The organism is uncultured Alistipes sp. (genome assembly GCF_949296715.1).
In the GTDB taxonomy this organism is placed as follows: domain Bacteria; phylum Bacteroidota; class Bacteroidia; order Bacteroidales; family Rikenellaceae; genus Alistipes.
In genome coordinates this window covers 41407-54043 of record NZ_CASFQD010000028.1, presented here as the reverse complement: position 1 = coordinate 54043, position 12637 = coordinate 41407, and the positions used below count along the sequence as shown (strand labels likewise).

The following is a 12637-nucleotide window of genomic DNA, read 5'->3' as shown; positions in this document are numbered from 1 at the left end:
GATAAAGAGTTATTTGAAAGCATGAGAAATATGGCGGTTCGGAACAGTCCGGCTTTTTCTTATCCATTGCCCGTTCTCGTGCGAGTTTTATCCAATCTGTTGATAGTCAAATAAAACCTACCTGATTACAACAAATATAGCGAAAGGTGAGTGCAGAGGCAAACGAAAACGAAGTTTTTTGGTTTGGCCATGCCGAACCGCCTCCTGTCTTTTCCAAAAATTGGAAAAGTCGGGGCAAAAGAGCCGTTCGGCACGGATTTTTCCCAGCCTCCGAAAACGGGCGGACGCTCCGGCCGGAAAATGCCCGACACCGCCCGCCCGCACCCGCCAGCCCGGTTGCCGCGATGGAGGGAAAAAATGGGGAAACCGCCTGCCGCTTAAGAGAGAAAAACGGCCCTGCGGAGAGCGGAAAGAAACCCCGGAAAACGAAAAAAGGCCGCGCGAACCGTGTCGCACGACCTTTTTTCCGATGTTTCGCTCCGGCTGCCGCCGGTCCCCGGGAATTACTCCTGTGCGGGAGCCGCGGGCTTGACCTGGCAGCTCTTCGAACCGTCGTAGAGCCACTTCACGTAGATGGCACCCCACGTGTATCCGCCGCCGAAGGCCGACAGGATGAGGTTGTCGCCCGGACGCAGCTCCTGCTCGTAGTCGTACAGACACGAGGGAATCGTCGCAGCGGTCGTATTTCCGTTCCGGTCGATGTTGATCATGCACTTGTCGCTCGTGATGCCCATGCGGCGCGCCGTGGCGTCGATGATGCGCAGGTTGGCCTGGTGGGGAACCAGATAACGGATATCGTCGCCCGTCAGGTGGTGGCGCTCCATCATCTCGACCGAGACGTCGGCCATCTTCGATACGGCAGCCTTGAATACGGCGTGTCCGTCCCAGGTGATGGTGTGCCAGTTGTTCTGCACCGTCTCGAGCGATGCGGGGTAACGCGAACCGCCCGCCTTCATGTAGAGCTGCAACTCGCCCGAGCCGTCCGAATGGAGAATCGAGTCGATGACACCGTAGCCCTCCGTATTGGGCTCGAGCAGCACGGCCGCGGCGCCGTCACCGAAAATCGGGCAGGTCGTGCGGTCCGTATAGTCGACGATTGCCGACATCTTGTCGGCACCCACGACGATGACCTTCTTGCTCGTACCGGCCTCGATGAACTTCGCACCCGTGGTCAGGGCGAAGAGGAAACCGCTGCAGGCAGCCGAGACGTCGTAGGCAAAGGCGTTCTTGCAACCGGCCTGGTCGGCAATCAGGTTGCCCGTCGAGGGGAAGAACATGTCGGGGGTCACCGTGGCGCAGATTACGGCATCGATCTCCATCGGATCGACACCCGTCTTGTCGAGCAAGTTCAGCACGGCACGTGCTCCCATGTAGGAGGTGCCGATACCCTCGCCCTTGAGGATGTGACGCGTCTTGATGCCGACGTGCGACATGATCCACTCGTCGGTCGTATCGACCATGCGGCTCAATTCGTCGTTGGTCAGGATGTAATCGGGGAGATACTCTCCGACACCCGTTATCGCAGCTGTTATTTTACCCATTCTTTTTCTTTTCCTGATTTGACTTGTTAATTTTGGAAGGCATGCTGCAACTTGGCAGTCAGACCGGCGCGGATGACCTGCTCGGTCGAAAGAATCATGCTTCGGATGGCCTTGGGCGAAGAGCACCCGTGACCGATGATGACCGGAGCGTTGACACCCAGCACGGGCGTACCTCCGATATTCTCATAATTCATGGCGTCCCAGAAGGCGTTTCCGCCGCCCAGCGCCTTGTTGATGCGGTAGAGGCCCTCGGCCATCTTCAGCACCGTATTGCCCACGAAACCGTCGCAGACAATCACGTCGGCGATTTTTCCGGAGAAGATGTGCGACCCCTCGACGTTGCCGACGAAGCGGATGCGGTTGTCGGCCTTGAGCAGTTCGTAGGTCGCCTTGGCCTGGGCATTGCCCTTGGTCTCCTCCTCGCCGATATTGAGCACGGCGACACGCGGACGCTCGATGCCCAGCACCGATTCGGCATAAATCGACCCGATGAGGCCGTACTGGGCCAGCACTTCGGGTTTGCAGTCGACATTCAGTCCCACATCCAGCAGCAGGGAGGGACGTCCGGAGGCCGTAGGCACGACGGACGAGATTGTCGGGCGGATAACACCCTCAATCGGCTTGACGGCATACATCGAACCGACCATCATGGCGCCCGTGGAGCCGGCGCTTGCGAAACCGTCGACAGCGCCCTTGGCCAGATGGGCAAAACCTACCGTGATGCTCGAATCGGTCTTGGCCTGAAACGCCTTGGCCGGATGGTCGCCCATCTCGATGACCTCCGTCGTGGGCACGATGTCGAAACGCTCGGCCGGGCACCCTTCGGCAGCCAGCACTTCGCGGATACGCCGCTCGTCGCCGAACAGCACGATCCGGCTGTCGGGCCCTACGGCCTCAAGCGCCATGACGGCACCCTTGACCGCCGCCTCGGGAGCGAAATCGCCGCCCATGGCATCAATACCAATCTTTAACATATTCGTGCGATTTGGTGGTTATCGTCCCCGCCCCGCAACCGCACTTGCATGCGCGGGGTCCCGGGAACTGCATAAAATCAAAAAGAGGCACTCCCGCCGGGATGCACTCTTCTCGGAGGCCGCTATTCGGCAGCCTTCTTCTCGATGGCCAGTTTGCCGCGATAGAAGCCGCACTCGGGGCATACGCGGTGATACAGCACGGCTGCACCGCAGTTCGAGCAGGTAACCACCGTCGGGACAACGGCCTTGTAGTGAGTTCTTCTCTTATCACGTCGGGTCGACGAGATTTTGTGTTTAGGATGTGCCATTTTACAAAAGAATTATAAGTTCAACGTATATCAGTTTCTTTTTCATTCTCCTTCGTGTTCGCCGTCGGACTGCGCTCCGGCCTCCATTTCCGCCTTCAGCGCCGCGAGTTTCGACATTTCGCCGGCCGGGATGGCCCCTTCGGCCTCCTGCCCGGCGCGGGCCTCGATGTCGGCGAACTCCTCTCCCGAGACGATGCGGAACCGCCGCAGCATTTCGGGATTGCACTCCCCGTCGGGATGCACCCGCTGGTAGGGCAGCGACAACACGATGCTCTCGTAGACATACTGCGTGAGGTCGACCTCGTCCTCCACGGGCGAAATCCACATCACGTCGCCGTCGTATTCGCGGACCTCGTCCGAGAAACGGACCAGCAGCCGGCCGTCGTAGTCGATCGGGATGCTGCACTCCTCGAGGCAGCGGTCGCACTCCACGACGACATGCCCCGTGATGCGCACGTCGATCACGAGCTGCGTTTCGGCACGCTCCAGATGCACGTGCACGTCGCACGCGCCGTCCTTGATATCCTGGGCGGAGAAGGACTCGAAAAGCTCCCGCCCGACCTTGAAATCAAAGTCGTGCGTGCCGATTTTCAGCCCTTTGTAAGGGATCGAATATGTTTTCGCGACCTCCATTTGTACGCATTTAGTGCGCAAAGTTACTAAAAAATAGAACAATTGCAAAGAAAACGCAGATATTTAGCACCCATACGCGGCACGAAAGGGGTCCGCACGCGGCCCCGGCACGGCACCGGAAGGGACCGGAAACAGACCGGAAACGGGCCGCCGCACCGCCGTCCGCAAATAAATTTGGCAGTGCGCCCCCGATGCGTTATCTTTGCCGTCATGAGCGACAACAAAGGATTCACCATCGAGATTTCGAGCCGCTACGAGGGGTGGTGGCGCTACAATGCGGCGCTGATGTGCGGTTGTTTCGATGCGGCCGGCAACCGCACCGACTTCGCCACGGCCTCCTCAACCGTCGCCGACGTGGGTGCAAATCTCCGCGAGCGGCCCGCCGACCTGCCCTCCGACCGCCGCGTGACGCTCGCGGCCCCGGCATGCGACCACCTGATGCTTTACGTCTACGTGATTCCGCACACGCTGCCGACGGGCAATGACATCGACGCGACCCGGCCGTTCGACCTCGACCTGAAGGTCTCCTTCGCCGGGCGGCGGTTGCGCGCGGAGCGCTACGCCATCAACCAGTGGTCGGGCATCTCGCTCGAGCTGCGCATCGACCGCGCCTGACCGCCCCGGAACCGGCCCGAGACCAACACCACACCCCGATTCTTCCTACCGCCCGGCGCCGCGACGATGCCGCCCGGGCCACTACCCTGCTCCGTCACCCCGTTCCACAGTTCGGGCCGACCCGGGGCTGCTCCCGTTCCGCCATCTTGGTTCGCCATCCCGGTTCGCCGCCTGCCGCCATGCCTGGCCATCGACCCGGCGCCACTCCGACGCCACCCGGGCCACTACCCCGCTCCGTCACCCCGTTCCAGAGCACCTGCATCACTCCGGGCCACTCCGTTCCGCCATCTTGGTTCACCACCCTGCCGCCATGCCTGGCCATCGACCCGGCGCCGCTCCGATGCCACCCGGGCCGCTCCGCCATCACGCTCTGTCCCCGCCTTCCTCCTTTCACCTTTTACCTTTCACCTCTCACATAAAAAAAGCGGTCCGGAACCGAAGTTCCGAACCGCCGTGTCAATCGTTGGGATGACGATTACTTGTTGTTGTAAGCGTACATCTTCTCGATGAGCATGAGGACCTTGTTCGAGTATCCCCACTCGTTGTCGTACCACGAAACGACCTTTACGAAGGTGTCGGTCAGTGCGATACCGGCAGCCTTGTCGAAGATCGAGGTGCGGGGGTCGCCCAGGAAGTCCGACGAAACGACAGCCTCCTCGGTGTAGCCCAGGATGCCCTTGAGTTCGCCCTCCGAAGCCTCCTTCATGGCAGCGCAGATCTCATCGTACTTGGCAGGCTTTGCCAGGTTGACGGTCAGGTCGACAACCGATACGTCGAGGGTCGGCACGCGCATCGACATACCCGTCAGCTTACCGTTCAGCGAGGGAATTACCTTGCCTACGGCCTTTGCGGCACCCGTCGACGAGGGGATGATGTTGCCCGAAGCGGCACGGCCGCCGCGCCAGTCCTTCATCGAGGGACCGTCCACGGTCTTCTGCGTTGCGGTGGTCGAGTGAACGGTGGTCATCAGACCGTCCGTGATGCCGAACTTGTCGTTGAGGACCTTGGCAATCGGGGCGAGGCAGTTCGTCGTGCACGAAGCGTTCGAAACGATCGTCTGGCCGGCATAGGTGTCGGTGTTGACACCGCATACGAACATCGGCGTGTCGTCCTTCGAGGGAGCCGACATAACAACGTACTTGGCACCTGCGGCGATGTGGGCCTGAGCCTTCTCCTTGGTCAGGAACAGACCGGTCGACTCTACGACGTACTCGGCGCCGACCTCGTTCCACTTCAGGTTGGCGGGGTCCTTCTCGGCGGTTACGCGGATGGCCTTGCCGTTAACGATCAGCTGGTTCTTCTCCAGGTCGTAGTCCACCGTACCCTGGAACTTGCCGTGCATCGTGTCATACTTGAGCATGTAAGCCATGTAGTCCACGGAAACCAGGTCGTTGATGCCTACAACCTCGATGTTTTCGTTCGTGCAGGCGGCACGGAACACCAGACGGCCGATACGGCCGAAACCGTTGATACCAATTTTGATAGTTGCCATAATGTGAATGAATTATTTGTTGGTAAAAAATTGCGTTATTTTTTTCACAGCACAAAAGTACATACTTTCCGTTGTTTACGCAAATAAATTATTAAAATTTTTTCAGTACCCCCGCAGCAGGCTAATTCCATGCGATTTCCGGGATGCCGCGGCCGACGGCCGGAGGCTGCGAACCAGCGGTTTTCCGGAGCTTCGGCCACAGGGCGCCGCTCCGTATGTCCCGTCATTAATAATATACGTAAAACCCCGGAAAAAGTTTTGTGCGGAGCCGGAAAAATTGTTCGATGACCGGCAACCGTTCCACTCCGCCTCCGAGGGGGGGGCTCATTTGATCCCCTTGGCGCGCTTGGCCATCGCCGAGGCGAAGACAAAGTCGTTCAGCTCGCGGTTGTCGGCATGCAGGATGCTCTCCTTGGTGCCCTCCCACCACTTGCGGCCCTCGTGGATGTAGACGATCTTCTCGCCGATTTCCATCACGGAGTTCATGTCGTGCGTATTGACAATCGTCGTGATGTTGTACTCCTGCGTGATTTCGTGAATCAGGTTGTCGATGACGATCGAGGTCTGCGGGTCGAGACCCGAGTTGGGTTCGTCGCAGAACAGGTAACGCGGGTTGAGCACGATGGCCCGCGCGATGGCCACGCGCTTGATCATGCCGCCCGACAGCTCGGCCGGGTAGAGGCGGTTGGCATCCTCGAGCCGCACGCGCTGCAGGCAGAAGTTCACGCGCTCCATCTTCTCCCGCTCGCTCTGCGTGGTGAAGAGGTCGAGCGGCAGCTTGACGTTCTCCTCGACGGTCGAGGAGTCGAGCAGCGCTCCGCCCTGGAAGATCATGCCGATATCCTTGCGGATGGCCTTGCGCTCGCGGAAGCCCAGCGCCGTGAAGTTCACGTCGTCGTACCACACGTCGCCCGAGTCGGGTTCGTGCAGTCCCACGAGGGTCTTGAGCAGCACGGTCTTGCCCGAGCCGCTGCGTCCGATGATGAGGTTCGTCTTGCCGGTCTCGAACTCGATCGAGATGTCGTCGAGCACGACCCGGCCGTCGAACGACTTGACGATGTGTTCGGCACGTATCATATCAGCAGCACTTGAGTCAGGATAAGGTCGAAGAGCAGGATCACCACGCAGCTCACCACCACGGCGCGCGTCGATGCGGCGCCCACCTCGAGCGAGTTGCCGCGGGCGTTGTAGCCGTAGAAGGCCGAGATCGAGGTGATGATGTAGGCGAAGAAGACGGTCTTGATGAGCGTGTAGGTGATCGAATAGGGACGGAAGTCCATGAGCAGGCCGTCGACATACTCCGCGGGGATCATGATGCCCGTGGCGGCGGCGATGAGCCATCCGCCGAGGATGCCAATCAGAATCGAGAGGATCGTCAGGAACGGGAAGAAGATCATCGCGGCGACGATCTTCGGCAGGATGAGGTACGACGCCGAGTTGACGCCCATGATCTCGAGGGCGTCGATCTGCTCGGTGATGCGCATGGTGCCGATCTCGGAGGCGATGCTCGACCCGACCTTTCCGGCGAGGATCAGCGCCACGACGGCCGACGAGAACTCCAGGATCATCGTCTCGCGCGTGGCGTAGCCGACGAGCGAGCGGGGGATGAACGGCGAGTCGAGGTTGATGCACATCTGCAGGGTGATGACCGCGCCGATGAAGATCGAGATGAGGGCCGTCAGGCCGATCGAGTCGATGCCGAGCGCCTCCATCTCGTAGATGATGCGCCGGCGGTAGATCGAGGCCTTCTCCGGACGGGAAAAGACCTTTCCCATCAGGATGAAGTAGCGGCCTATGAGTGAAAATATCTTCAGCATGGCTACTGTTTTTTCGTTTTCGTCTCCTCGAAGTCGACGTAGTCGCCGACATCGCTGGCCACGCGTTTTTCGGGGGTCTCGGAGGTGACGTGCACCTTCACCTCACCCTCGCGCGGGTTCCGCGCACGGCGGCCGCCGAAGGCATCCCCGCCGCGGGCGGCGCCACCGAAGGGGTCCGCGGAACCGAAGGGTGTGCCGTCACCGAACTGTTCGCCGAACTGCTCCTCCATGCGGCGGCGGGCCTGCGCGATGCGCCAGCGCAGCCACAGCCCCATGACCAGGGCGAAGACCACAATCCCCAGCAGGAAGTAGAGGACGAAGGCGGCAATGCCCTTGAGCAAAGCCGGGGCCACCAGCGGCAGGATTACGATGATGAGCGTCGTCAGCGGGTTGCGCCGCACAAAGTCTGCCAGAGCGTCTATGATGGCTGTCAGGAATTTCATCTGAATCGTTCGTTTTCGGTTTTGAACCTCACAAAGGTAGGAAAAATATGCGTAATTCGATTAATTGTCGTAAATTTGGCCTCGGAAATCAAATCTCAATCATACCATGTTGACACCGCTCACCGCCATTTCGCCCGTCGACGGCCGTTACCGCAATACAACGGAAAAACTGGCCGATTATTTTTCGGAACAGGCACTCATCCGCTACCGCATCCGCGTCGAGGTGGAGTATTTCATCGCCCTGGCGGAGCTGCCGCTGCCGCAGCTCGCGGGCATCAACCCCGCGGCGCTGCACGCCCTGCGGTCGCTCTACGAGGAGTTCAGCGCCTCCGACGCCGCGCGCGTCAAGGAGATCGAGTCGGTGACGAACCACGACGTCAAGGCCGTCGAGTACATCCTCAAGGAGAAGATGGACGCGCTGGGCCTCGGACAGTACAAGGAGTTCGTGCACTTCGGCCTCACGTCGCAGGACATCAACAACACGGCCATCCCGCTCTCGCTCAAGGAGGCCCTCACGGGGGTCTACTACCCGCTCGTCGAGGAGGTGCGCGACAAGCTGGCGGCGCTGGCCGACGAGTGGCGCGACATCCCGATGCTGGCCCGCACGCACGGGCAGCCCGCCTCGCCCACGATGCTCGGCAAGGAGTTCATGGTCTACGTCGAGCGGCTCGAGAAGCAGCTCTCGATGCTGCACGACATCGCCGTGCCGGCGAAGTTCGGCGGTGCGACGGGCAACTTCAACGCCCACCATGCGGCCTACCCCGCAATCGACTGGGTGGCCTTCGCCAACCGCTTCGTGGGCGAGACGCTCGGACTGAACCGCTCGCAGTACACGACGCAGATCGAGCACTACGACAACCTCGCGGCGATCTTCGACAACCTCAAGCGCATCGACACGATCCTGATAGACCTTGCGCGCGACATGTGGATGTACATCTCCGAGGAGTACTTCAAGCAGCAGATCAAGGCCGGGGAGGTCGGCTCGAGCGCCATGCCGCACAAGGTCAACCCGATCGACTTCGAGAATGCCGAGGGCAACTTCGGCATCGCCAACGCCGTCTACGAGCACCTCTCGCGCAAGCTGCCCGTCTCGCGCCTGCAGCGCGACCTGACGGACTCGACCGTGCTGCGCAACATCGGCGTACCGATGGCCCATTCGGTCATTGCGCTGCGCTCGCTCCTGAAGGGGCTCAACAAGGTGATCCTCCACCGCGAGGCGCTCGAGCGCGACCTGGAGCAGAACTGGGCCGTCGTGGCCGAGGGCATCCAGACGATCCTGCGGCGCGAGGGCTACCCGAAGCCCTACGAGGTGCTGAAGGCCCTGACACGCACCAACACCCACATCACGCGCGAGGCGATCGCGGCGTTCATCGAGACGCTCAACGTCTCCGAGGCGGTGAAGGCCGAGCTGCGCGCCCTCTCGCCCTCGACCTACACCGGTGTGTTCGGGAAAGGTGAAAAGTGAAAAGTAAAAGGTAACGGGAGAGGAATGAACCGGGCGTGCATCGTACTGACCCTCGTGGGTGCGGCTGTCGTCCTGCTGGGCTTCCTGCTGCGCTCGGGACGCGGGGCATGGCTCATCGCCGGGTACAACACGATGCCGAAGGCCGAACGCGAACGCTACGACAAACGGGCCCTATGCCGGTTCATGGGAAACCTGATGTTCTTCTTCGCCGCATGCATCCTGCTCATGGCGGCCGACGAGTACTGGCCCGACCGGGGTCTGTGGCTCGTTGCCGCCATCTGGCTGCCGATCGGAGCCGTCGGGGCGGTGATCTATGCCAACACGGGAGGACGCTTTCTGAAAAGGTGAAAGGTGAAAGGTGAAAGGTGAAAAGTAAAAAGTGAAAAGTCAGCCGGGGCGGCCGGTCCTTTCCCGAAAAACGCCCCGCCCGGTCCTCTTTCCGACACAAACGGACAAAGCCCGCGATCACGGTGATTGCGGGCTTTGTCGTGGCATGCACTTTGCACCTTACCGAAGCAACTGCGGCACAGCAACCGCAGTGAGGTTTCTTCATTTATTTAAGTTTGGGTTAGTAGTTTTAGGAGGGCAACCTCCGGGGACAGCAGGCAGTCGCGAGATTCCCTGCTGTTTTTTTGTCCGCACCCGACGACGTACCGGCCGGGACACCGGGAAGAAGGAGGAAGGGGTCGGCGCCGGACCTGCCGCCGCGCCCATACACCCCAGTCACCGCCCGGTCACAACCCGGCGGCTCCGGATGCTCACGCCCGAAACCGGAAACCCGGACCGGAGCCGCCGAAGCATATCCCCGGACCGCCCCGGGCCAATTCCCCCGGCCAATTCCCCCGGGTCGATTCTCCCGACCAATTTCCTCGGGCCAATTCTCCCGGCGATTCCCCTCGGTCACCCCCCCCCGGCCAATTCTCCGGGCGGCAGACCGTCCGCCGCGCCGGTCAGAACTCCACCGTGATGCCGAGCGTGGGCAGCAGCGTGCCGCTCACCTGCGCGATGCGCTTCATGCGGTAGCGCTGCTCGGCAAGGGGTGCTTCGGGGTTCTCGACGACGCCCGTTGACATGAGGACATCCGGCTGGCGGAGCTTGCTCACGGTGACATTCTGCAGGTCGATGTAGAAGCCGAGCATGCACCGCCGGAAATAGAAGGTCTTGTCGACCCGCACGTCGAGCTGCGCAAAGGCGTCGAGCCGCCGGGCATTGTACTGCGTATAGTCGTAATAGGGGCGTCCCTGCACATCCCACGCCTCGACAAGCGACGACTTCTCCTCGTCGTAGGGTGTATAGGGCGAGCCGCCCACGGCGCTCAACCGCATGCCGACGCTCCAGTTGCGGGGCAGGTCCCAGGTGCCGCTGACGTTCACGACGAAACGGTTGTCCCACGCCGAAGGGAGATACGGCGACGAGCGGTCGGCGCGGTACTCGCTGCGGTAGAGCGTCACCGACCCCACGACATTGAGCCGCCCGGGCACCTGCCAGCGGGCCAGCGCCTCCACGCCGTAGGCGCGCCCCTCGGCCGTCGGGACAAGGGCTTCGTTGCCCACCACGCCGTAGTCGTCGCCCTTGCACAGGAGCGGGATGCCGTCGGCGAGCGATGTCGGCACGTCGCCGTAGAGCTTGTAGAACCCCGTGACCGAGACGGCCAGCCGGTCGCGCAGACGCCATTCGCCTCCGGCCCCGAACTGCCAGACATGCAGGTAGCCGAGCGACTCGTTGACCAGCCGCCCCTCCTGCTTGAACCCGAGGGCCGTCAGGGGTGGCAGCTGCCAGTAGAGCCCCGCGCTGCCGCTCACCGACCAACTCTCGTCGAACGAGTAGCGCACCGACGCCCGGGGCGAGAGCTGGTGCCACTGCTGCGCCATGCGGGCCGAGTAGTCGCAGCCGTCGGCGCGCAGGCCGGCCGAGGCGGTGAGGCGCTTGTCGGCCGAGGCGTAGTCCGCCCCGGCGAAGAGGCCCCAGCCGACGATGCCCAGCCGCGTGGAGTACTCCGTAAGGAGCGCCTCGTCGGTATAGAGCCGCTGGCGCGTGTCGTTCGCATAGTGCGTCCACGTGAGCTCGGCCCCCTCGCGCAGCGTCCACCGCCCGGCATAGGTGCGGTTCTCGAAGCGCAGCGCGCTCTTCTGCTCCACGCCGCGCAGCCGCAGGATGAGGTTCTCCTCGGTCGAGGAGTCGTTGTTGCGGTACTTGAGGTTGCGGTTGTTCAGGTAGTTATGGCTCAACGAGAGGGTCTGCACGTGCCGCCCGGCGTAGTGGCGCCACGACGCCCCGAGGGTGAAGGTCTCCTGCCGGATGCGGGGCAGGTAGCTCAACAGATACTCCGCCTCCTCGCCCTCCTCGTCGACATTGAGCCGCATGTTGTCGAAGCCCGCCAGCGCATGGAACGTCAGTTCGTCATGCTCCGAGAGGCGCGTCTTGACCTTCACCTGTCCGTCGATGTAGTTGGGCAGGAAGGGCAGCCCCAGCAGCTTGAAGAGCAGCTGCAGGTAGGACTGCCGGAGCGAAAAGAGGTAGGTGGTCCTGCGCCCGATGTGGCCGTTGCCGCTCACGCCCACCTCCGAGGCGCCGAGCGTCGCCTTGAAGTTCTGCTTCTCGGGGTCGCCGTCGCGCAGGCTGAAGTCCAGCACGGAGCTCAACGCCCCGGAGCGGTCGGCCGGGAAGGCCCCCGTGTAGAAGTTGATTTCGCGCACGAGGTCGGCGTTGACGATGCTCACCGGGCCGCCCGTGGCGCCCTGCGTGGCGAAGTGGTTGATGTTCGGAATCTCGATGCCGTCCATGTAGAACTTGTTTTCCGACGGGCCGCCGCCGCGCACGATGAGGTCGTTGCGGTAGCCCACGGGCGAGAAGGCGACACCCGGGTAGGAGCGGACGATGCGCGAGACGTCGCGGTTGGCGCCGGGGCTCTTCTCGATTTCGCGCACGCCGATGACCTGCATCCCCACGGGCACCTCGACCGAGGTGCGGAAAGGGGTCGGCCGCACCGTGACGGCCTCGAGCTGCGTGGCATCCTCGTCGACCTCGATCTCGATGAAGGGCGTCGAGGCCGAGACGAGGTATTCGGGCGTGAAGGTCGTGCGGTAGCCCACCGACGAGACCTGCAGGCGCGAGATGCCCGGCTGCACGCGCTCGATGCGGAAGCGCCCGAGCGAGTCGGTCGAGGCGCCGCGCTGCTCCTGCCCCGCGACCACCACGGCGGCATAGGGCACCGGCTCGCGCGTCAGGCGGTCGATCACCCGCCCGCTGACGGGATACCCCGCGACGCGCTGCTGCGCCCGAAGACCGGCGGCCGCACACAGCAGCAGCGCCAGCATCAAAAACCGAATCATCCGGAAGTTGCGTTCCA

General features: G+C 62.1%; 12 protein-coding genes. 3 read left to right on the top strand and 9 right to left on the bottom strand.

What is annotated here, in order from left to right:
- Window positions 1-503: 503 nt before the first annotated feature.
- From Q1Y33_RS04825 to Q1Y33_RS04810, 4 genes are all read right to left on the bottom strand, one after another.
- On the bottom strand, window positions 504-1541 hold the full coding sequence (locus Q1Y33_RS04825; RefSeq protein WP_300798616.1) for a beta-ketoacyl-ACP synthase III: 1038 nt from the start codon (window positions 1539-1541) through the stop codon (window positions 504-506).
- A gap of 26 nt (window positions 1542-1567) precedes the next feature.
- Entirely contained in the window at window positions 1568-2515 is a 948-nt protein-coding gene (gene plsX / locus Q1Y33_RS04820) for a phosphate acyltransferase PlsX (protein WP_300798615.1), read from the bottom strand.
- A 122-nt stretch (window positions 2516-2637) separates the two neighbouring features.
- Window positions 2638-2823, bottom strand: coding sequence for a 50S ribosomal protein L32 (gene rpmF, locus Q1Y33_RS04815; RefSeq protein ID WP_019131261.1), 186 nt, complete (start codon window positions 2821-2823; stop codon window positions 2638-2640).
- A 42-nt stretch (window positions 2824-2865) separates the two neighbouring features.
- The gene (locus Q1Y33_RS04810; protein ID WP_300798614.1) at window positions 2866-3456 is read right to left on the bottom strand and encodes a DUF177 domain-containing protein; all 591 of its coding nucleotides are present in this window, start codon (window positions 3454-3456) and stop codon (window positions 2866-2868) included.
- A 210-nt stretch (window positions 3457-3666) separates the two neighbouring features.
- Here Q1Y33_RS04810 and Q1Y33_RS04805 point away from each other — a divergent pair, with 210 nt between their 5' ends.
- A complete protein-coding gene (locus tag Q1Y33_RS04805) occupies window positions 3667-4071 on the top strand; it encodes a hypothetical protein (RefSeq protein WP_300798613.1) in 405 nt (134 codons plus the stop codon).
- 475 nt (window positions 4072-4546) lie between these two features.
- Here Q1Y33_RS04805 and gap read toward each other — a convergent pair whose 3' ends face one another.
- The 4 genes from gap to Q1Y33_RS04785 all read right to left on the bottom strand — a co-directional run bounded on the left by gap (window position 4547) and on the right by Q1Y33_RS04785 (window position 7823).
- Window positions 4547-5563, bottom strand: coding sequence for a type I glyceraldehyde-3-phosphate dehydrogenase (gene gap / locus Q1Y33_RS04800; RefSeq protein WP_300798612.1), 1017 nt, complete (start codon window positions 5561-5563; stop codon window positions 4547-4549).
- A gap of 324 nt (window positions 5564-5887) precedes the next feature.
- Window positions 5888-6640: an ATP-binding cassette domain-containing protein gene (locus Q1Y33_RS04795; protein WP_300798611.1), complete on the bottom strand. Its 753-nt coding sequence runs from the start codon at window positions 6638-6640 to the stop codon at window positions 5888-5890.
- The gene (locus Q1Y33_RS04790) at window positions 6637-7380 is read right to left on the bottom strand and encodes an ABC transporter permease (RefSeq protein ID WP_300798610.1); all 744 of its coding nucleotides are present in this window, start codon (window positions 7378-7380) and stop codon (window positions 6637-6639) included. Before Q1Y33_RS04790 ends, Q1Y33_RS04795 begins: the two co-directional genes overlap by 4 nt.
- Before the next feature lie 2 nt (window positions 7381-7382).
- A complete protein-coding gene (locus Q1Y33_RS04785; RefSeq protein ID WP_300798609.1) occupies window positions 7383-7823 on the bottom strand; it encodes a DUF4834 domain-containing protein in 441 nt (146 codons plus the stop codon).
- Window positions 7824-7929: 106 nt separating this feature from the next.
- Here Q1Y33_RS04785 and purB point away from each other — a divergent pair, with 106 nt between their 5' ends.
- Together purB and Q1Y33_RS04775 are read left to right on the top strand one after the other, a co-directional pair.
- On the top strand, window positions 7930-9288 hold the full coding sequence (gene purB, locus Q1Y33_RS04780) for an adenylosuccinate lyase (protein WP_300798608.1): 1359 nt from the start codon (window positions 7930-7932) through the stop codon (window positions 9286-9288).
- Between the two features lie 24 nt (window positions 9289-9312).
- Window positions 9313-9636, top strand: a complete 324-nt coding sequence (locus Q1Y33_RS04775) for a DUF3784 domain-containing protein (RefSeq protein ID WP_300798607.1) — start codon at window positions 9313-9315, stop codon at window positions 9634-9636.
- Between the two features lie 602 nt (window positions 9637-10238).
- Here Q1Y33_RS04775 and Q1Y33_RS04770 read toward each other — a convergent pair.
- Window positions 10239-12605: a TonB-dependent receptor gene (locus Q1Y33_RS04770; protein ID WP_300798618.1), complete on the bottom strand. Its 2367-nt coding sequence runs from the start codon at window positions 12603-12605 to the stop codon at window positions 10239-10241.
- Window positions 12606-12637 lie beyond the last annotated feature (32 nt).

What these genes read in the sequence shown, in the direction of transcription:
- Q1Y33_RS04775 (WP_300798607.1), top strand. Translation starts at nt 9,313, where the DNA reads ATGAACCGGGCGTGCATCGTACTGACCCTCGTGGGTGCGGCTGTCGTC.
- plsX (WP_300798615.1), bottom strand. Translation starts at nt 2,515, where the DNA reads ATGTTAAAGATTGGTATTGATGCCATGGGCGGCGATTTCGCTCCCGAG.
- Q1Y33_RS04805 (WP_300798613.1), top strand. Translation starts at nt 3,667, where the DNA reads ATGAGCGACAACAAAGGATTCACCATCGAGATTTCGAGCCGCTACGAG.
- Q1Y33_RS04790 (WP_300798610.1), bottom strand. Translation starts at nt 7,380, where the DNA reads ATGCTGAAGATATTTTCACTCATAGGCCGCTACTTCATCCTGATGGGA.
- Q1Y33_RS04795 (WP_300798611.1), bottom strand. Translation starts at nt 6,640, where the DNA reads ATGATACGTGCCGAACACATCGTCAAGTCGTTCGACGGCCGGGTCGTG.
- Q1Y33_RS04810 (WP_300798614.1), bottom strand. Translation starts at nt 3,456, where the DNA reads ATGGAGGTCGCGAAAACATATTCGATCCCTTACAAAGGGCTGAAAATC.
- gap (WP_300798612.1), bottom strand. Translation starts at nt 5,563, where the DNA reads ATGGCAACTATCAAAATTGGTATCAACGGTTTCGGCCGTATCGGCCGT.
- Q1Y33_RS04785 (WP_300798609.1), bottom strand. Translation starts at nt 7,823, where the DNA reads ATGAAATTCCTGACAGCCATCATAGACGCTCTGGCAGACTTTGTGCGG.
- Q1Y33_RS04770 (WP_300798618.1), bottom strand. Translation starts at nt 12,605, where the DNA reads ATGCTGGCGCTGCTGCTGTGTGCGGCCGCCGGTCTTCGGGCGCAGCAG.
- purB (WP_300798608.1), top strand. Translation starts at nt 7,930, where the DNA reads ATGTTGACACCGCTCACCGCCATTTCGCCCGTCGACGGCCGTTACCGC.
- Q1Y33_RS04825 (WP_300798616.1), bottom strand. Translation starts at nt 1,541, where the DNA reads ATGGGTAAAATAACAGCTGCGATAACGGGTGTCGGAGAGTATCTCCCC.
- rpmF (WP_019131261.1), bottom strand. Translation starts at nt 2,823, where the DNA reads ATGGCACATCCTAAACACAAAATCTCGTCGACCCGACGTGATAAGAGA.